The 18,996-nt window shown below is 70.8% G+C and carries 17 protein-coding genes; 6 read left to right on the top strand and 11 right to left on the bottom strand.

All coding sequences use genetic code 11. The features are described from left to right. Positions 1–4: 4 nt before the first annotated feature. Positions 5–403 carry a RidA family protein gene (locus OG707_RS31195; RefSeq protein ID WP_329124212.1) on the bottom strand — a complete coding sequence of 133 codons (399 nt, stop codon included), beginning with the start codon at positions 401–403 and terminating at the stop codon, positions 5–7. Then, positions 403–1,512, bottom strand: a complete 1,110-nt coding sequence (locus OG707_RS31190) for an acyl-CoA dehydrogenase family protein (RefSeq protein WP_329124209.1) — start codon at positions 1,510–1,512, stop codon at positions 403–405. Before OG707_RS31190 ends, OG707_RS31195 begins: the two co-directional genes overlap by 1 nt. Positions 1,513–1,605: 93 nt before the next feature. Between OG707_RS31190 and OG707_RS31185 the strand changes: the two genes are divergently transcribed. From OG707_RS31185 to OG707_RS31170, 4 genes are read left to right on the top strand one after another with little or no spacing between them, the layout of a single operon-like run. Continuing rightward, a complete protein-coding gene (locus OG707_RS31185) occupies positions 1,606–3,210 on the top strand; it encodes an AMP-binding protein (RefSeq protein WP_329124207.1) in 1,605 nt (534 codons plus the stop codon). Between the two features lie 4 nt (positions 3,211–3,214). After that, entirely contained in the window at positions 3,215–4,024 is an 810-nt protein-coding gene (locus OG707_RS31180) for a PaaX family transcriptional regulator (protein WP_329124205.1), read from the top strand. A gap of 28 nt (positions 4,025–4,052) precedes the next feature. Further along, complete coding sequence (locus OG707_RS31175; protein WP_329124202.1) at positions 4,053–4,883, top strand: GNAT family N-acetyltransferase; 831 nt, start codon at positions 4,053–4,055, stop codon at positions 4,881–4,883. Next, positions 4,880–5,314 carry a hypothetical protein gene (locus OG707_RS31170; RefSeq protein ID WP_329124200.1) on the top strand — a complete coding sequence of 145 codons (435 nt, stop codon included), beginning with the start codon at positions 4,880–4,882 and terminating at the stop codon, positions 5,312–5,314. The genes OG707_RS31175 and OG707_RS31170 overlap by 4 nt, the downstream gene beginning before the upstream one ends. Here the strand turns inward: OG707_RS31170 and OG707_RS31165 are convergent. Both OG707_RS31165 and OG707_RS31160 read right to left on the bottom strand, forming a co-directional pair. Continuing rightward, positions 5,301–7,592 carry a bifunctional salicylyl-CoA 5-hydroxylase/oxidoreductase gene (locus tag OG707_RS31165; RefSeq protein WP_329124198.1) on the bottom strand — a complete coding sequence of 764 codons (2,292 nt, stop codon included), beginning with the start codon at positions 7,590–7,592 and terminating at the stop codon, positions 5,301–5,303. The genes OG707_RS31170 and OG707_RS31165 overlap by 14 nt on opposite strands. Beyond that, positions 7,577–8,404, bottom strand: coding sequence for an enoyl-CoA hydratase family protein (locus tag OG707_RS31160; RefSeq protein ID WP_329124196.1), 828 nt, complete (start codon positions 8,402–8,404; stop codon positions 7,577–7,579). The genes OG707_RS31165 and OG707_RS31160 overlap by 16 nt, the downstream gene beginning before the upstream one ends. A 208-nt stretch (positions 8,405–8,612) precedes the next feature. Between OG707_RS31160 and OG707_RS31155 the strand changes: the two genes are divergently transcribed. Then, on the top strand, positions 8,613–9,056 hold the full coding sequence (locus tag OG707_RS31155) for an ATP-binding protein (RefSeq protein ID WP_329124194.1): 444 nt from the start codon (positions 8,613–8,615) through the stop codon (positions 9,054–9,056). On the opposite strand, the gene OG707_RS31150 is transcribed toward OG707_RS31155, so the two are convergent. From OG707_RS31150 to OG707_RS31125, 6 genes are all read right to left on the bottom strand, one after another. Next, positions 9,034–10,467 carry an amino acid permease gene (locus tag OG707_RS31150; protein WP_443071505.1) on the bottom strand — a complete coding sequence of 478 codons (1,434 nt, stop codon included), beginning with the start codon at positions 10,465–10,467 and terminating at the stop codon, positions 9,034–9,036. The genes OG707_RS31155 and OG707_RS31150 overlap by 23 nt on opposite strands. 118 nt (positions 10,468–10,585) lie before the next feature. After that, positions 10,586–11,602: an ornithine carbamoyltransferase gene (argF, locus tag OG707_RS31145; RefSeq protein WP_329124190.1), complete on the bottom strand. Its 1,017-nt coding sequence runs from the start codon at positions 11,600–11,602 to the stop codon at positions 10,586–10,588. A 62-nt stretch (positions 11,603–11,664) separates the two neighbouring features. Continuing rightward, on the bottom strand, positions 11,665–12,888 hold the full coding sequence (locus OG707_RS31140) for an arginine deiminase (protein ID WP_329124188.1): 1,224 nt from the start codon (positions 12,886–12,888) through the stop codon (positions 11,665–11,667). A 62-nt stretch (positions 12,889–12,950) separates the two neighbouring features. Further along, positions 12,951–15,503, bottom strand: coding sequence for a polynucleotide kinase-phosphatase (locus OG707_RS31135; RefSeq protein ID WP_329124186.1), 2,553 nt, complete (start codon positions 15,501–15,503; stop codon positions 12,951–12,953). After that, the gene (locus tag OG707_RS31130; RefSeq protein WP_329124184.1) at positions 15,500–16,987 is read right to left on the bottom strand and encodes a 3' terminal RNA ribose 2'-O-methyltransferase Hen1; all 1,488 of its coding nucleotides are present in this window, start codon (positions 16,985–16,987) and stop codon (positions 15,500–15,502) included. The genes OG707_RS31135 and OG707_RS31130 overlap by 4 nt, the downstream gene beginning before the upstream one ends. 69 nt (positions 16,988–17,056) lie before the next feature. Beyond that, a complete protein-coding gene (locus tag OG707_RS31125) occupies positions 17,057–17,983 on the bottom strand; it encodes an LLM class F420-dependent oxidoreductase (RefSeq protein WP_329124182.1) in 927 nt (308 codons plus the stop codon). 246 nt (positions 17,984–18,229) lie between these two features. Between OG707_RS31125 and OG707_RS31120 the strand changes: the two genes are divergently transcribed. Beyond that, positions 18,230–18,457 carry a hypothetical protein gene (locus OG707_RS31120; protein WP_329128243.1) on the top strand — a complete coding sequence of 76 codons (228 nt, stop codon included), beginning with the start codon at positions 18,230–18,232 and terminating at the stop codon, positions 18,455–18,457. 2 nt (positions 18,458–18,459) lie between these two features. On the opposite strand, the gene OG707_RS31115 is transcribed toward OG707_RS31120, so the two are convergent. Beyond that, the gene (locus tag OG707_RS31115; RefSeq protein ID WP_329124180.1) at positions 18,460–18,951 is read right to left on the bottom strand and encodes a DUF6099 family protein; all 492 of its coding nucleotides are present in this window, start codon (positions 18,949–18,951) and stop codon (positions 18,460–18,462) included. Positions 18,952–18,996: the final 45 nt, after the last annotated feature.

Below are 18,996 nucleotides of genomic sequence, written 5' to 3'. Positions count from 1 at the left end.
CGTGTCAGGGAAGTACGGCCGTCCCGTCGAGCTCCACCATGGCCTGTTCGTCCCAGAGGCGCGTCGCGCCGATCACCGCCATCGCCGGGTAGTCGCGGCCCGCCAACTCCCGCCAGATGCGGCCGAGTTCGGGCGCGTTGATGCGGTACGCGGCGACGTCGGTGGCGTAGACCGTGACGCGGGCCAGGTCGGCGGGGGTGCCGCCCGCCGCCCCCAGTGCCGCGAGGAGGTTCGTGAGTGCCGTACGGAACTGGGCCGGGAGCGTGTCGCCGACCACCTTGCCGTCCGCGTCCAGCGCGGTCTGGCCCGCCAGGAAGACCAGGCGGGCGCCGGTGGCGACGACCGCGTGCGAGAAGCCGGCCGGCGGGGAGAGGTGCGGCGGGTTGATGCGGTCGAGGGGCATCAGGTGTACAACTCCTTGGCGATGATGGTGCGTTGGACCTCGGTGGCGCCCTCATAGATCCGGGGTGCGCGGACCTCGCGGTAGAGGTGTTCGAGGAGGTGGCCGCGCTGGAGGGCGCGGGCGCCGTGGAGCTGGACGGCCTGGTCGACCACGTACTGGGCGGTCTCGGTGGCCAGGAGCTTGGCCATGGCGGAGTGCTTCGCGATCCCCGGGTCCCCGGCGTCGTACGCGGCGGCCGCCGCGTAGACCAGGAGGCGGGCCGCCTCGGTGCGGGTCGCCATCTCCGCCACCTGGTGGGCCACCGACTGGAGGTCCTTCAACAGGCCCCCGAAAGCGGCCCGTTGTGCGGTGTGGGCGATCGTGGCGTCCAACGCCGCCTGTGCCATGCCGACCGCGAAGGCGCCGACGCTGGGGCGGAAGAGGTTGAGGGTGTTCATCGCCACGCGGAAGCCTCGGTCGGGGTCGCCCAGAACGTCCTCGGGGCCGACGGGGACGTCTGTGAAGGTCAGCGCGCCGATCGGGTGCGGCGAAAGCATGTCGAGCGGCGCGCCGGTGAGGCCCGGGCGGTCCGCGGGGACCAGGAAGGCGGTGACGCCGCGTGCCCCGGCCCCCTGTGTCGTACGGGCGAAGACGGTGTAGAAGTCGGCCTCGGGGGCGTTGGAGATCCAGCACTTCTCGCCGGTCAGGCGCCAACCCCCTTGATGCGGTACGGCGTTGAGGGACAGCGCCCCCGCGTCCGAGCCCGCCCCCGGCTCGCTCAGCGCGAACGCGGCCACCGCACGGCCCGCGGTGACCTCCGGGAGCCAGCGGTCCTGCTGGGCCCGTGTGCCCGACTGGACCAGGGGGTACGTGCCGAGCCCCTGGAGGGCGAGCGCCGTCTCGGCCTCCGTGCAGCCATGGGCGAGGGATTCGCGCATGAGGCAGAGGTCCAGCGCCCCGGAGGTGAACAGGCGTTCCAGCAGGCCTAGTTCGGCCAAGGCGGCCAGGAGCGGGCGGTTCACGCGGCCCGGCTCGCCCTTCTCCGCCAGGGAGCGCAGCCGTTCGGCGGAGAGGGTGCGCAGCTCCGCGCACCAGGCCTGCTGCTCGGGTTCCAGTGCGAATGCGGGCATCCGGGCAACCCCTCTTCACGCGTCTTATCGCGGACCGTTGACTGTCGTCATGTAAACGATACGCTCAACAGGCGACAAGGGGGCGATCCCGTCATGGAGCTGAAGACCTCAGCGCACGTCGACACCTTTCCCCGCGAGCAGCTGCCGCCCGCCGACCAGTGGCCGGAGCTGATCGTCGACCTGCCCGAACTGCGCTACCCGGACCGGCTCAACTGCGGTTCCGAGCTGCTGGACGGCACCGTACGGCGCTTCGGCGCGGACCGGCCCGTGTTCCGTACCGCCGCCGGCGAGGTCTGGACGTACGGGGAACTGCGGTCCGAAGTCGACCGCATCGCGCATGTGCTCACCGACGACCTCGGGGTCGTACCCGGCAACCGCGTCCTGCTGCGCGGGCCCACCACCCCTCATCTGGCGGCCTGTTGGCTCGCCGTGATGAAGGCGGGCGCGGTCGCGGTGACCGTGCTGGCCGCGCAGCGCTCGCAGGAGCTGGCGACGATCTGCTCCCTCGCACGGATCAGTCATGCGCTGTGCGACATCAGATCGGTCGACGACCTGGCGAAGGCGGAGGTGCCGGGGCTGCGGATCACCACCTTCGGGGGTGAAGGGCCCGACGATCTCTGCCAGTTGGCGCAGGACAGGCCCGATGTGTACGAGGCCGTGCCGACCTCCTCCGACGACGTGGCCCTGATCGCCTTCACCTCGGGGACCACCGGGCGTCCCAAGGGGTGCATGCACTTCCACCGGGACGTCCTCGCCATCGCGGACACCTTCTCGCGCCACGTCCTCAAGCCCGATCCTGACGATGTCTTCGCGGGCAGTCCGCCGCTGGGGTTCACCTTCGGGCTCGGCGGGCTCGTCATCTTCCCGATGCGGGCGGGCGCTTCGGCGCTGCTGCTCGAACAGGCCGGTCCCAAGCAGCTGTTGCCCGCGCTCGCCGAACACCGCGTCTCGGTCCTGTTCACCGCGCCGACCGCCTACCGGGCGATGCTGGCGGACGTGGACGCGTACGACATCTCGGCTCTGCGCCGCTGTGTCTCGGCGGGCGAGAACCTGACGGAAGCGACCTGGCGCGCCTGGCACGAGCGGACCGGGCTGCGCATCATCAACGGCATCGGCGCCACCGAGCTCCTCCACATCTTCGTCTCGGCGGCGGACGACGCGATCCGCCCGGGGACGACCGGGGTCCCGGTGCCGGGCTGGCGGGCGCGGGTGGTGGACCGGGCGGGGCAGCCTGTGCCGGACGGGGAGGCGGGGCTGCTCGCGGTGCGGGGTCCTGTCGGTTGCCGCTATCTCGCCGACGCGCGCCAGCTGGAGTACGTGCGCGACGGCTGGAACCTCACCGGCGACACTTATGTCCGCGAGCCCGACGGCTACTTCCGCTACGTCGCCCGCGCGGACGACATGATCATCTCGGCGGGGTACAACATCGCGGGCCCCGAGGTCGAGGACGCGCTGCTGCGCCACCCCGATGTGCTGGAGGCGGCCGTCGTGGGCCGCGCGGACGAGGACCGGGGGCAGGTGGCGGTCGCGTACGCCGTGCTGCGGGCGGGCGCGCGGCGCGACCGGCGGGCGCTGCAGGAGTTCGTACGGCAGGAGCTGGTGCCGTACAAGTGCCCGCGCGAGATCGTCTTCCTGGACGCCCTGCCGCGAACGCCCACGGGCAAACTGCAGCGCTTCCGCCTGCGCGAATTAGAGTGATCGCGTGAGTGAGCTGCACGCCCCCCGGTCCCTGATCGTCACGCTGTACGGCGCGTACGGCCGCGAGTCCGCAGGCCCCGTCCCCGTGGCGGAACTGATCCGCCTGCTGGCCGCGGTGGGCGTCGACGCGCCGTCGTTGCGCTCCTCGGTGTCGCGGCTGAAGCGGCGCGGGCTGCTGGAGTCCTCCCGCACGGAGGAGGGCGCCGCGGGCTACGCGCTGTCGCCGGACGCGCGCCAATTGCTCGACGACGGCGACCGGCGGATCTACGAACGGCCCGCGCCACGGCTCGCGGACGGCTGGGTGCTCGCCGTCTTCTCGGTCCCCGAGTCGGAACGCGACCGCCGTCATGTGCTGCGCTCGCGACTGGCCGGGCTGGGTTTCGGGACGGCCGCGCCCGGCGTGTGGATCGCACCGGCAGCGCTGTACGAGGAGACGCGGCACACCCTGGAGCGGCTCGAACTCGGTCCGTACGTCGACCTGTTCAGGGGCGAGCACCTCGGCTTCACGGCGACCGCCGCGTCGGTGGCGCGGTGGTGGGACCTCGGGGCGATCGCCAAGGAGTACGAGGCGTTCCTGGACCGCCACGAGCCGGTGCTGAGCCGCTGGGAACGCACCGAGCCCGACGCCGAGTCCGCCTACCGCGACTACCTCCTGGCCCTGGACTCCTGGCGCCGCCTCCCGTACGCGGACCCGGGCCTGCCGCCGGAACTGCTTCCGCACGACTGGCCGGGCGGGCGTGCGGCGCAGGTCTTCGCGGCGCTGCACGGGCGGCTGCGGGACGCCGGGGCGGGGTTCGCGAAACTGGGGTGCTGAAGACCGGGCTCCTCGGCATCATGAAGCGATGACCTGGACCTTCACTGAGGATCTCGACGCTTTCCTGGCGACGGCGGGCGACGCGGCCGCCACGCATCCGGCGGAGAACACGCTGATCCTGACCATCACGGCCGGCCTCAAGAAGCGCGGCCTCCACATCTACGGCGACGACGCCCCCGTGTTCGGCTGGTGGCGCGGGCGCGACGGCGCCGTCGAAGGGACCGCGGTGTGGACTCCGCCGCACCCCTTCCAGGTGGGCGTGGTGCCCGAAGAGGCGCTCGCGCCGCTGGCCGCGGAGATACGGAAGCTGGGCGCGACCACGGTCAATGCGCGGCCCTCCGAGCTCGATGCGCTGACGGCGGACTGGCCCGAGCGCAGGACCCTGCTGGAACAACGCCTTTACCGCCTCGACGAGTTGACCCCGCCCTCCCCCGCCCCACCGGGCCGCGCTCGCATCGCCACGGAATCCGACCGCGAGCTCCTGGTGGAGTGGCTACACGCGTTCGCCCGTGACACCGGTACCGACCGGGCTGATGCGCACGTCGAGGAGGCGGTGACCGACCGGCTCTCGTACGGCGGCCTGACGCTCTGGGAGCACGAAGGGACACCGGTGTCGCTGGCCGGAGCGATCCGCCCGGTCGCGGGCTCGGTCCGCGTCGCCCCGGTCTACACCCCGCCCGAACTGCGCGGCCACGGCTACGCGGCGGCGGTCACGGCGGAGGTGAGCCGGGCGGCGCAGGACGCGGGCGCGGCGGAGGTGCTGCTCTTCACCGACCTGGCCAACCCGACCAGCAACGGGGTCTACCAGCGCATCGGGTACCGCCCGGTCACCGACCGCGTCATCGTCACCGCATCATGAGCGAGGGGCCCGAGCCGGTCTGGCTGGTCGCCGCGAACGTCGTGTTCCACCGGCGGTACGGCGAGGGCGGCCAGGAGCTGCGGCCGGGGACCAAGTCGTACCGGGGCGGGGCGAAGGTGTACGTCATCGGGGGCCATCCGGGCATGGGCTGGGAGCAGGTGACCACCGTCGGGCACGGGCGGCACACCGGGGCGTACATCACCATCGACATGGCGGCCCGCAATCTGCATGGCTTCCGGGCCGAACTCGTCTACAGCCCGGCGGTGCTGCGCCGCTACGAGGACAGCTGGCTCGGGTACGGCGGCCGTGAACAGGCCGACGAGCGCGCCCGGTTCTTCGAGCGGGTCTCGCGCGAGTACCGCGCCTCGCACTGGGGCGGCGTACCGCACCCCGACCCGTGCCTGTGCCACGACTGCCTCACGCCAGAGTGAGCCGCGGCTTCGGGCCGTCCGTCCTTCCTGTCTGGGGGCGGCGGCTGCCCGCCTGGTACGGGAGGGGCCACGGGGCACCCGGGCCCTTGTACTCCTGGTCGGCCGCCGCGTGCAGCGTCCAGTTCGGGTCGTGGAGGTGGGGGCGGGCCAGCGCGCAGAGGTCCGAACGGCCCGCCAGGAGCAGCGAGTTGACGTCGTCCCAGGAGGAGATCGCACCGACCGCGATCACCGGGATGCCCAGCTCGTTGCGGATGCGGTCCGCGTAGGGGGTCTGGTACGAGCGGCCGTAGGCGGGCTGCTCGTCGGCGACGACCTGTCCCGTGGACACGTCGATCGCGTCCGCGCCGTGGTCGGCGAAGGCCCGGGCGATCTCCACCGCCTCCTCTGCGGTCGTGCCGCCGTCCGCCCAGTCCGTGGCCGAGATACGGACCGTCATCGGGCGGTCGTCCGGCCAGATGCCGCGTACCGCGTCGAAGACCTCCAGGGGGAAGCGCAGGCGGGCGGCCAGGGAACCGCCGTAACCGTCGGTTCGTTGATTGGTCAGCGGGGAGAGGAATCCGGACAGCAAGTAGCCGTGAGCGCAGTGGAGTTCGAGGAGGTCGAAGCCGCAGCGGGCCGCACGCCAGGCCGCTGCCGCGAACTGTTCGCGGATGTCGATGAGTCCGGTGCGGTCGAGCTGGTGCGGGGTCTGGCTGACGCCGCGCAGGTACGGGAGGGGGGAGGCGGCCGACAGGGGCCAGTTCTCGCCGTCCGGGAGCGGCTGGTCCATGCCCTCCCACATCAGGCGGGTCGATCCCTTGCGGCCCGAGTGGCCCAGCTGGACTCCGATGGCCGTCCCCGGCGACTGCGTGTGCACGAAGTCGGCGATACGGCGCCAGGCCGTGGCCTGTTCCGGGGTGTAGAGGCCCGCACAGCCCGGTGTGATGCGGCCCTCCGGGCTGACGCACACCATCTCCGTCATGACGAGACCCGCCCCGCCGAGCGCCCGCGCGCCCAGGTGAACGAGGTGGAAGTCGCCGGGGACGCCGTGCGTGGCGGAGTACATGTCCATCGGCGAGACGACGACCCGGTTGCGCAGGGTCAGTCGGCGCAGCCGGAAGGGCGTGAACATCGGGGGTGTGTCCTGCTCACAGCCGAAGGCGCGCTCCACCGCATCGGTGAAGGCGGGGTCGCGCAGGCGCAGGTTGTCGTGGGTGACACGGCGGCTGCGGGTGAGGAGGTTGAAGGCGAACTGGCGCGGCGGCTGACCGACGTACGTCTCCAGCTGCTCGAACCACTCCAGGCTGGCCTGCGCGGCACGCTGTGTGGAGGCGACGACGGGGCGGCGTTCGCTCTCGTACGCGGCGAGCGCGGTGGGGAGGTCGGGCTGTTCCTCGATGCAGGCGACGAGGGCGAGGGCGTCCTCGACCGCCAGCTTCGTACCGGAGCCGATGGAGAAATGGGCGGTGTGGGCGGCGTCGCCGATCAGGACCGTACTGCCGTGCGACCAGCGGTCGTTGACGACGGTGCGGAACGCGGTCCACGTCGAGTTGTTGCCGCGCAGGGCACGTCCGCCCAGCGCGTCCGCGAAGATCTTCGCGCAGCGTTCCGTCGACTCCTGCTCGTCGCAGGTGTCAAGGCCGGCCGCCCGCCACACCTCCTCGCGCATCTCGACGATGACGGTGGAGGCGTCGGCCGCATACGGGTAGCCGTGCAGCTGCATCACGCCGTGTTCGGTCTCGGCGATCTCGAAACGGAAGGCATCGAAGGCGAAGTCGGCGGAGAGCCAGATGTAGCGGCAGCGGTGGGTGGTGAGGCGGGGCGCGAAGACGTCGGCGTGCGCGGTGCGGGTCGCGCTGTGCACCCCGTCGGCCGCGATCACCAGATCGTGTTCCAGGGCGAGTTCGGCAGCGGGCGGCGCCTCGTTGCGGAACCGGAGGTCGACACCCAGCGAGCGGCAGCGCTCGTGCAGGATCTCCAGGAGACGGCGCCGGCCGAGCGCCGAGAAGCCGTGGCCGCCGGAGGTCAGGGTCGTGCCCCGGTGGACGACGTCGATGTCGTCCCAGCGCACGAACTCCTTCTGGAGCGCGGCGTAGACGACGGGGTCCGCGTGCTGGATGCCGCCGAGGGTCTCGTCGGAGAGGACGACGCCGAAGCCGAAGGTGTCGTCGGGGGCGTTGCGCTCCCAGACGGTGACGGAGCGGGTGGGGTCGAGCCGCTTCAGGAGGGCCGCGGCGTACAGCCCGCCGGGTCCGCCGCCGATGACCGCGACACGCATCCCGGCTACCTCCCCTGCCATTTCGGCGGCCGCTTCTCGGTGAAGGCGGCGTGGAACTCGGCGTAGTCCTCGCCGTTCATCAGGAGCGCCTGGGTGGCGGCGTCGAGCTCGACCGCGGCCGCGAGGGGCATGTCGAGCTCGGCGGTGAGCAGCGCCTTGGTCTGTGCGTACGCGAGGGCCGGCCCCTCGGCGAGCCTGCGGGCGAGCGCGGCGGCGGCCTCACCGGCACGGCCCTCGGCCGCCAACTCGCTGACCAGGCCGATGCGTTCGGCCTCATGGGCACGGACCGGGTCACCGAGCATCAGCAGCCGGGTGGCGTGCCCGAGCCCGACCACGCGCGGCAGCAGATACGCCGCCCCCATGTCGCCCCCGGAGAGCCCCACCTTGGTGAAGAGGAAGGCGAACCGGGTGGAGGGGTCGGCGATCCGGAAGTCCGCGGCCAGTGCGAGGACGGCGCCCGCGCCCGCCGCGACGCCGTGGACCGCGGCGATGACCGGGAAGGGGCATTCGCGCAGGGCCCGTACGACCTGCCCGGTCATCCGGTTGAAGTCGAGGAGCTGTGCGGTGTCCATGGCGAGCGTCGCGCCGATGATCTCGTCGACGTCACCGCCGGAGCAGAAGCCGCGCCCCTCGCCGCCCAAGACCAGGGCGCGCACCGCACGCTCGCGGGAGAGCTCGGCGAGGAGATCGCGCAGGTCGGCGTAGGCGCCGAAGGTGAGGGCGTTGAGTTTCTCGGGCCGGGCGAGGGTGACGGTGGCGACCCCGCCGTCGACGGCGAGACGCAGATGCTGCCACTCGCCGGTACGGGGTGTGGAGCCTGTAAAGGGGCTCATGACGTGCGGCCTCCTTCGGTCGGAGGGCTGCCGGTCCCTAGAAGTTATCACCTGTTCGTGACCCCCGTCACGAGCGCGCAATAAAGGGAATGCAGCAAAGCGCGCCGAAGGTCCCGCCCCCGGGGAGACTGCGGCCTCTACTCGCACACAGGTCCGCTCCGTACCGTTGAACACTCGACGAACACGACGCACCCCCGACCGTACGGAGATGAAGCTCAGCGTGTCCGACACCTCCCGCCCCGCCTCATGGCGCATCGCGCTGCCGCACACCACCGCGGCCGTGCCGATCGCCCGCGCCCTGATCCGCACCGCGCTCGCGGACATCGCGGCGGGCGACGGCAGCGCGGCGGACAGCGACACGGCCGAGCTCCTGACGGCGGAGCTGGTGGCCAACGCGGTGGAGCACACGGACGGCGACGACCCGATCGAGCTGGTCGTCGAGCTGCTCCCGACGGGCTGCCAGGTCGAGGTGCACGACCGCGATCCGGTCGCCCCCGGCGATCTCGTACGCAGCGAACCCGCGGGCGAGCCCGACCCCTGGCAGGAGCACGGGCGCGGACTGCTGCTGATCCGCACCCTCTCCTCGTCCTACGGCCACCGCCCCACCGCGCACGGCAAGGCGATCTGGTTCACGCTGCCGGGGCGGGACTGACGGGGTCGGTGCCGGGGTCGGTGAGGCGGGAGTTGCGGCGCCCGTAGAGCGCGTACACGACCAGTCCGACCACGACGAAGACGATGAACTGGACCCAGGTCGTCCAGCCCGTTCCGTACATCAGGTACACACAGAACGCCATGCCCACCAGCGGGCTGACCGGGTAGAACGGCACCCGGAAGGAACGCTCGAGCTCCGGGTGGCTGCGGCGCAGGACGATCACCGCGATATTGACGACGGCCATGGTCGCGGCCGCGCCGATGGTCGTCAGGTTCACGACGATGTCGAGCGAGGAGAAGGCCGCGGGCACCGCGAAGACGAGCGCGACGATCCAGGTGTTGGCGACAGGGGTCGCCGTCTTCGGCGAGACGCGTTCGAAGACGCGCGGGATCAGGCCGTCGCGGGACATCGACATCAGGATGCGGGTCTGGCCGTACATCACGGCGAGGACGACCGAGGCGATCGCGACGACGGCGCCGAAGGCGATGATTCCGCCGCCCACGGTGGAGTCGGTGACCTGGTTGACGATGAGCGAGAGCGCGGCGGGCTTGTCGCCGACGGCGTCCGCGCCCAGTGCGCCGATGGCGGCGACGGCGACCAGGCAGTAGATGACCGTGACGACACCGATGCAGATCAGGATCGCGATGGGGATGTTGCGACGGGGGTTCTTGACCTCTTCACCGGCCGTGGTGATCGCGTCGAAGCCGATGTACGAGAAGAACGCGGCCGACGTGCCGGCCGTGATGCCGGCGAAGCCCTCTGGGGAGAACGGCACGAGGTTGCCGTCCTCGAAGGCCGTGAAGGCGATCGCGCAGAAGGCGATCAGGATGGCGATCTTGAGGACGGCCATGGCGGCGGTGGCGCGGGCGCTCTCGCGGATGCCGCGCACCAGCAGGAGGGCGGCCATCAGGATCACGACGACGGCGGGGATGTTGATCACGCCTCCGTCGCCGGGGCCCGCCGAGAGCGAGGCGGGCAGCTGGTGGCCGAAGATGCTGTCGAGCAGTTCATTGACGTACTGGCTCCAGCCGACCGCGACGGCAGAGACCGAGACGCCGTACTCGAGCAGCAGGCACCACCCGGTCAGGAAGGCGATGCGCTCGCCGAGGGTCGCGTAGGCGAAGGAGTACGAGGAGCCCGAGACCGGGATCGCGCCGCCCAGCTCCGCGAAGGAGAAGGCGGTGAAGATGCAGGTGATCGCGGCCAGGATGAACGAGATGATCACCGCGGGGCCGGCTTCGGCGACCGTGTCGGAGAGGCCGACGAAGATGCCGGTGCCGACGATGGCGCCGACGCCGAAGCACACGAGCTGGAAGAGCCCCATGGTGCGCTTGAGGCCGTGGCCCTCGAGGTCGGCGCCCGATTCGGCGACCAGCTGTTCCGGGGACTTGATGCGCAGCACGGGGTGGATCTCTTCTCTGATCTCTGTTTTTGCACAAGAAAGTGGGGTTCGAGCGTGCGAGCTCGAACCCCACCAAGAAGCGACATACTAGTCGCCACACTGCATATTCACCCAATCGGGCGCATTGCTATTCGCCTCGGGCGGGGCCCGCGAGTGTCGCGACCATGATCGCCTTGATGGTGTGCATCCGGTTCTCGGCCTCGTCGAAGACGACCGACTGCTCGGACTCGAAGACCTCGTCGGTGACCTCGAGCTCCGAGAGCCCGTACTTCTCGTAGATCTCGCGGCCGAGCCTGGTGCCGAGGTCATGGAAGGCGGGCAGGCAGTGCAGGAACTTCACGGCCGGGTTGCCGGTGGCCTTCAGGACGTCCATGGTCACCGCGTACGGGCTGAGGAGCTTGATGCGCTCGGCCCAGATCTCCTCGGGCTCGCCCATGGAGACCCAGACGTCGGTGACGACGAAGTCCGCGCCCCGGACGCCCTCGGCGATGTCCTCGGTGAGGGTGATGCGGGCGCCGCTGGTCTCGGCGGCCTCGCGGGCCTGCGCGACGATCTCCTCGGACGGCCAGTAGGACTTCGGCGCCACGATGCGGACGTCCATGCCGAGGAGCGCGCCGGTGACCAGGTAGGAGTTGCCCATGTTGAAGCGGGCGTCGCCGAGGTAGGCGAAGGCCATCTCGGTGAGGGGCTTTTCGCTGTGCTCGGTCATAGTGAGCACGTCGGCGAGCATCTGGGTGGGGTGCCAGTCGTCGGTGAGCCCGTTGTAGACGGGGACACCGGCGTACGCGGCGAGCTCGTCGACCGTGTCCTGCGCGTCCCCGCGGAACTCGATGGCGTCGAACATCCGGCCCAGCACACGGGCGGTGTCCTTGGCCGACTCCTTCTTGCCGATGTGCGAACCCGCGGGGTCGATGTACGTCGTCGACGCACCCTGGTCGGCGGCCGCGACCTCGAACGAACAGCGCGTACGGGTCGAGGACTTCTCGAAGATCAGGGCGATGTTCCTGCCGCGCAGCCGCTGCGTCTCGGTGCCCGACTTCTTGGCCGCCTTGAGCTCGGCGGCCAGCTCGACGAGCCCGCGGAACTCCTCGGCGGTGAAGTCCAGCTCCTTGAGGAAGTGGCGGCCTGCGAGGTCTATCGCCATGGTGACTACTCCTGAGACAGTGAAATTCTATGCATTAGAACGCATCACTATACGGCATGGTCTCACGCGGCGTCCCGTTCGACGGGGCAGCTCATGCACCGCGGCCCGCCCCGGCCCCGCCCCAGCTCGCTGCCGCGGATCTCGATGACCTCGATCCCCTGCTTCCGCAGATGCGTATTGGTGGTCACGTTGCGCTCGTACGCGACGACCACGCCCGGCTCCACGGCGAGGACGTTGCAGCCGTCGTCCCACTGCTCGCGCTCGGCGGAGTGCACGTCCTGCGTCGCGGTCAGGACGCGCACGGAGTCCAGGCCGAGGGCGGCGGCGATGGCGCGGTGCATGTGCTCCGGCGGGTGATCGGTGACCTTGAGCTCGCTCGTCTCCGCGCCCGGTTCAATGGTGTACGAGCGGAGCATGCCGAGGCCCGCGTACTGCGTGAAGGTGTCCCCGTCGACCATCGTCATCACCGTGTCCAGGTGCATGAAGGCGCGGCGCTTGGGCATGTCGAGGGCCACGATCGTCCGCGCCGAACCGGCCGCGAACATCCCGCGCGCCAGCATCTCCACGGCCTGCGGGGTGGTGCGCTCGCTCATCCCGATGAGGACCGCGCCGTTGCCGATGACCAGGACGTCACCGCCCTCGATGGTGGACGGGTAGTCGCTCTGCCCCTGGGACCAGGTGTGGAAGGTCTCGCGGGCGAAGAGCGGGTGGTGACGGTAGATCGCCTCGAAGTGGACGGTCTCGCGCTGCCGGGCGGGCCAGCGCATCGCGTTGATGGAGACGCCGTCGTAGATCCAGGCGGAGGTGTCACGGGTGAAGAGGTGGTTCGGGAGCGGACCGAGGAGGAAGTCGTCCAGGTCCATGACGTGGAAGCGGACGGAGGTCGGCTCGGTGTGGCGCTCCAGGAATTCGCGTTTGGTCATCCCGCCGACCAACGCTCCGACGAGATCGGCAGCGGGCATCGAGTCGAAGGCCGTCCGCAGATGGTCGGTCGCGAGGGGGCCGTACTCCTTCTCGTCGAAGACCCGGTCCAGGACGAGGCGTCTCGCCTCGGGGACGTCGAGGGCTTCGCGGAGCAGATCGCCGAAGAGGTGCACCTCGACCCCTCGGTCGCGCAGCACGTCGGCGAATCCGTCGTGTTCCTGGCGGGCCCGGCGCACCCAGAGCACGTCATCGAAGAGGAGCGCGTCCTTGTTGCTGGGGGTGAGCCGTTTCAGCTCCAGATCGGGCCGGTGGAGGATGACGCGGCGCAGCCGCCCGGACTCGGAATCGACATGGAATCCCATGCCACCATCCTGTCCCCGGGCGGCTGCGCTCACCCCCTGAGTGCCCCGATCAGAGGCGGGGGTCAGAGCCGGGGGTCCACCGGCTCCGACTCCAGCGCGAGTACGGCGAAGACCGCCTCGTGGATGCGCCACAGCGGCTCGCCGCCGGCCAGCCGGTCCAGGGCCTCGAGCCCGAGCCCGTACTCGCGCAGGGCGAGCGAGCGCTTGTGGCCGAGGAAGCGCTGGCGCAGGCGGTCCAGGTTGTCGGGGCGCGTGTACTCGGGACCGTAGATGATCCGCAGGTACTCGCGGCCGCGCACCTTGATGCCGGGCTGGACCAGCCGGCCCTTCCCATCGCGCACCAGCGCCTGGAGCGGCTTGACGACCATGCCTTCGCCGCCGCGGCCGGTCATCTCCAGCCACCAGTCGATGCCTGCCTGGACGGAGGCCTCGTCGCCGGTGTCGACGATCAGGCGGCGGGTGGTCTGGAGCAGACCGGTCGGGTCGTGCTCGACCAGGCGGTCCAGCCAGGCCAGCTGTTCGTCGTGCGGTACGGCGGCGAGACTGCGGCCCTGGGCCGCGAGGAGCTGGAACGGCGCGATCCGTACGCCGTCCAGACCTTCGGTGGTCCAGCAGTAGCGGCGGTAGGCGTCGGTGAACGCGGCTGCGTCCACGGCCCGTTCGCGCTGTTTGGTGAGCAGCGCTTCGGCCCCTTCGACTCCGCGTGCGGCCGCTGCTTCCAGGGCGCCGATCGCGCCGGGGAAGACGGCGCGCGAGGCGGCGCCCACGGCTGCGTACTGCGTACGCAGCAGGCCCGAGGCCTTGAGCGACCAGGGCATCAACTCGGCGTCGATCAGCAGCCAGTCGGTGGCGAGCTCGTCCCAGAGTCCGGCCTCGGTGACGGCGGTGCGCAGCCGGCCGAGGATCTCCTCGGTGACGGCGTCGTCGGAGAAGAAGGGGCGCCCGGTGCGGGTGTGGAGCGCGCCGGTGGGTCCCTCCACTCCGAAGCGCTCGCGGGCCACGTCCGCGTCGCGGCAGACGAGGGCGACCGCGCGCGAGCCCATGTGCTTCTCCTCGCACACGACCCTGCCGACGCCGTCGGACTTGTACTGGGCGAACGCTTCGGCCGGGTGCTCCAGGTAGCCGTCCACCTGGGACGTCCCGGTCGGGGACATCGTCGGCGGGAGGTAGGCGAGCAGGCGCGGGTCGACCGCGAACCGGCTCATCACCTCCAGCGCGGCTGCCGCGTTCTCCTCGCGCACGGCGACGCGGCCCGAGTGCCGGGTCTCCACGATCCGGCGGCCGTTGACGTCGGCGAGGTCGAGCGGGCGCCCGTCCTGACCGCCCGGCGCCTCGGTGGTGAGGGGCTTGGCGGGTTCGTACCAGACCTGCTCGGCCGGTACGTCGACGAGCTCGCGCTCCGGCCAGCGCAGCGCGGTCATCTTCCCGCCGAAGACCGCACCGGTGTCCAGGCAGATGGTGTTGTTGATCCAGCTCGTCGACGGGACCGGGGTGTGCCCGTAGACGACCGCGGCGCGGCCCCGGTAGTCCTCGGCCCACGGGTAGCGGACGGGCAGGCCGAACTCGTCGGTCTCCCCGGTCGTGTCGCCGTACAGCACGTGCGAGCGGACCCGGCCCGAGGTGCGGCCGTGGTACTTCTCGGGCAGGCCTGCGTGACAGACGACGAGCTTGCCGCCGTCCAGGACGTAGTGGCTGACCAGTCCGTCGATGAACTCCCGCACCTCGGTGCGGAATTCGTCGCTCTCCTTCTCCAGCTGTTCGATGGTCTCGGCGAGACCGTGGGTGTGCTGGACGTTCCTTCCCTTCAGGTAACGGCTGAGCTTGTTCTCGTGGTTCCCGGGTACGCACAGCGCGTTGCCGTCGGCGACCATCGACATGACGCGCCGCAGTACGCCGGGGCTGTCGGGCCCGCGGTCGACGAGGTCCCCGACGAAGACGGCCGTACGGCCCTCGGGGTGCGCTCCGTCGACGTAGCCGAGCTCGCCGAGCAGGGTGTCCAGCTCGGAGCGGCAGCCGTGGATGTCACCGATGATGTCGAAGGGGCCTGTGAGGTGGGTGAGGTCGTTGTACCGCTTCTCCAGGACGACTTCGGCGCTCTCGACCTCCTCCACGGAACGCAGGATGTGCACCTTGCGGAAGCCCTCGCGCTCCAGGCCGCGCAGGGAGCGGTGGAGTTCGCGACGGTGGCGCGCGATGACATGGCGGGGCATGCCGGCCCGGTCGGGGCGTGCGGCGTTGCGCTCGGCGCAGACCGCTTCGGGCAGGTCGAGGACGATCGCGATGGGCAGCACGTCGTGCTCGCGGGCGAGGCGGACGAGCTGCTTGCGGCTCTCGGACTGCACGCTCGTCGCGTCGACGACGGTGAGCCGGCCGGCGGCGAGGCGCTTCCCGGCGATGTAGTGCAGGACGTCGAAGGCGTCGCCGCTGGCGCTCTGGTCGTTCTCGTCGTCGGCGACGAGTCCTCGGCAGAAGTCGGAGGAGATCACTTCGGTGGGCTTGAAGTGGGTGCGGGCGAAGGTGGACTTGCCCGATCCGGTGGCGCCGATCAGAACCACGAGGGCGAGGTCGGTCACCGGGAGAGTGCGCTTGCTGATGGTGGATTCGGTACTGGTCATGCGGCCTTCGCCTCCTTCTCGTTCGTCTCGTTCGTCTCGTTCTTCGCAGCCATCGTGAATACCGCCATCTGCGTGGGCGGCCCCACCTCGGGGTCGTCGGGGCCCACGGCCACGAACTCCACGCCGTAGCCGTGCCGTTCGGCCACCGCTCCCGCCCAGTTCCTGAACTCCTCGCGGGTCCACTCGAAGCGGTGGTCGCCGTGGCGCACATGCCCGGCCGGGAGGGTCTCCCAGCGGACGTTGTACTCGACGTTCGGAGTGGTCACCAGGACGGTCTGCGGGCGGGCCGAGCCGAAGACCGCGTACTCCAGAGCGGGCAACCGGTTGAGGTCGAGATGCTCGATGACCTCGCTGAGCACCGCCGCGTCGTACCCCTTGAGCCGCTTGTCGGTGTAGGAGAGGGAGCCCTGCATCAACTTGACGCGCCCGGACTGGCGCTCGCCCATCCGCTCGATCCGCAGCCGGCGCGCGGCGGTGTTCAGCGCCCGCATCGACACGTCGACGCCGACGACCTCGGTGAAGCGCACGTCCTTGAGCAGCTCGTGCACCAACTGGCCCTGTCCGCAGCCCAGGTCGAGCACCCGGCCCGCACCGGCGGTGCGCAGGGCGTCGAGGATCGCCTCACGCCGCTGCACGGCGAGCGGCACGGGTTTGTCCTCCGTGTCGGTGTTCTCGTCGACGGCGTTGTCGATCTCCTCGACCTCGCTGTCGTCCGCCTCCGCGAGCCGTACGAGCTCCAGCGCCTCGGTGGCCTGACGGGTCAGCCCCCAGCGGTGCGAGAGATAGCGGCTGGTGATCAGCTTCTGCTCGGGGTGCTCCGCCAGCCAGCCCTCGCCCGCCCGCAGCAGCTTGTCGACCTCGTCGGGTGCGACCCAGTAGTGCTTGGCGTCGTCGAGCACCGGCAGCAGCACGTACAGCTGGCGCAGGGCGTCGGCGAGCCGCAGCTCGCCTTCGAGCACGAGGCGTACGTACCGGGAGTCGCCCCATTCGGGGAACTGCTCGTCCAGCGCCACCGGCTCGGCGACGACGCTCGACCAGCCGAGCGGCCCGAAGAGCTTGTGGACCAGCTCGGGGCCGCCCCGTGCGGGCAGCGCGGGCACCTCGATCCGCAGCGGCAGCGGCTGGGCGGCCAGCTCGGGGCGCGCTGTGCACACACCGCGCAGCGCGCTCTTGAAGACGGTGCTCATCGCGACGGACAGCAGGGAGGACGCGGCGTAGGGGCGGTCGTTCACGTACTGCGCGAGCGCCGCGTCGGGCGCGCCTCCGCGCCCCTTGCCCTTGCCCCTGCGCACCAGCGCCACGGGATCCACTTCCAGGAGCAGCGCCGCCGTGCAGCGCTCGTCGGTCGCCTCGGGGTAGAGGACGTGCGCCGTGCCGTGGGAGGTGGAGAACGCCTGCGCGTTGTCGGGATGCTTGTGCAGCAGGAAGCCGAGGTCGGTCGCGGGACGCTCTGGGGAGCCGTAGGTGCTGATCGTCAGAAACACGTGTCCGAGTATCGCCCGGTACGACCGCCGCGACCACGGGTTTTACCCGTGACGCGGCGGCCGGGCGGACTACCGGCTGAGCTGGGACAGGACCTGGGAGGAGATCAGGTCCAGGTGGTCGAGGTCGTCCAGGTCGAGGACCTGGAGATAGACCCGGGAGGCCCCGATGGCCTCGTACTGGCCGATCTTGTCGATGACCTCGGCCGGTGATCCGGCAAGACCGTTGGCCTTCAGCTCCGCCACGTCCCGTCCGATGACATCGGCCCTGCGCTTCACCTCCGCGTCGTCCTTGCCGACACACACGACCAGGGCGTTGGAGTACACCAGATCGTCCTTGCCGCGGCCCGCCAGCTCCGCGGCCGCCTTCACCCGGCCGAACTGCCGCTCGCTGTCCTCCAGGGAGGCGAACGGGATGTTGAACTCGTCCGCGTACTGGGCGGCGAGTCGCGGGGTGCGGCTCGCTCCGTGTCCGCCGATCAGCACCGGGATCTTCATCTGGGCGGGCTTGGGCAGCGCGGGCGAGTCGGTGAGCTGGTAGTAGGTGCCGTCATAGCTGAACTTCTCGCCGACCCCGGTCCCCCAGAGCCCGGTGATGATCGCCAGCTGCTCCTCGAGCCGGCCGAACTTCTCCTTCGGGAACGGAATGCCGTACGCCTTGTGCTCCTCCTCGAACCAGCCTGCGCCCAGGCCCAGTTCGACCCGGCCACCCGACATCTGGTCGACCTGCGCCACCTGGATGGCCAGCACACCAGGGAGCCGGAAGGTGCCCGCGGTCATCAGCGTGCCGAGCCGGATCCGCTTGGTCTCGCGGGCCAGGCCGGCCAGCGTGATCCAGGCGTCGGTCGGTCCGGGGAGACCGTCGCCCGACCCCATCCGCAAGTAGTGGTCGGAACGGTAGAAGGCGTCAAATCCCAGATCCTCGGTGGCCTTGGCGACCGCGAGGAGGGTGTCGTAGCTCGCCCCCTGCTGGGGCTCGGTGAAGATTCGAAGGTCCATACATCCATCCTGCACCTTCGAACGCCCGTCAACCTCTCCCGCCTCACCCACCCCACACCCGCACGGCCGGGTGAAATCCCGTCAACCTGGGGGTCCGCGCACGGCCGCGCCAGTGACTGGCGGCCGGGGCCGGTCGTTGGCTCGGTCGGAGCCGGACCGTCCGGCTCGCGCGCCGGCCCCCGCAGCCGGTGCGTCGCTCGTTGTTGCAGCTCTCCCCGTGGGAGGGCTCGGGCCGAGGAGGCCGTCATGTCCCAGGAAGCCGTACCCGAACAGGTTGTGCCAGCACCGTCCGCACCGTCCGCACCCGGGCAGTCCGTACCGGAGCAGACCGTGCCCGAGCAGAAGGGCGCACCGAAGGGTCTGCTGCAGCAGATGGAGGAGTTGATGGCATCGCTCAACGCCGATCTCTCGCAGCTCGACGCCGATCTGCAGTCCTCCGCCGACCGCCCGCCGGCGGGCGAGACCTCCCGCTGACGTCATGACGGCCCCGCCGCCGAGTCATGGACAGGCCCCGACGGTCTCTCCTGTTCCCGCACCGTGAGTCTTCGCAGCATTCCGCGCACCCGGTCGCCCGACTCGTCGGCGGCGTCCACCGCCTCGATGCACTGCCAGTAGAGCCCGTCGACGTCCGTCGCACAGCCGACGCCGACCAGGGCGATCCCGACCTCCCCGAGCAGGATGCCCAGGCCGGTCAACGCCGCCCGCACATCGGCCACTTCGGTCAGCTGGGCCGCCCGAACCGCCCCTATGGGCAGCTCCACCGGATCGAGCGCACCGCATCCCCGGCCGCCCGACTCGGCGAGCCCGCGCGCCTCCGCTCTCAGCTCGGGGGGACCGGTCAGCGCGAGATGGCCGCCTATCGCCTGTGCGAGTGCCTGCGCCTGCCAGGCCTCCGCCACCGTGTCCCACTCCGCCCGGCTCTGCGCCAGGGCGTGCCGGCACACTCCGATGAGCCGCACCGCATCCATACGCCGCCCCCGTATCTACGACTTTCCGTCCCACTCACTCCATTA

Origin of the sequence: Streptomyces sp. NBC_01465 (assembly GCF_036227325.1) — a bacterium.
In the GTDB taxonomy this organism is placed as follows: domain Bacteria; phylum Actinomycetota; class Actinomycetes; order Streptomycetales; family Streptomycetaceae; genus Streptomyces.
Note: the sequence above shows the minus strand (reverse complement) of the source record. Positions and strands in the feature narration are given on the sequence as shown.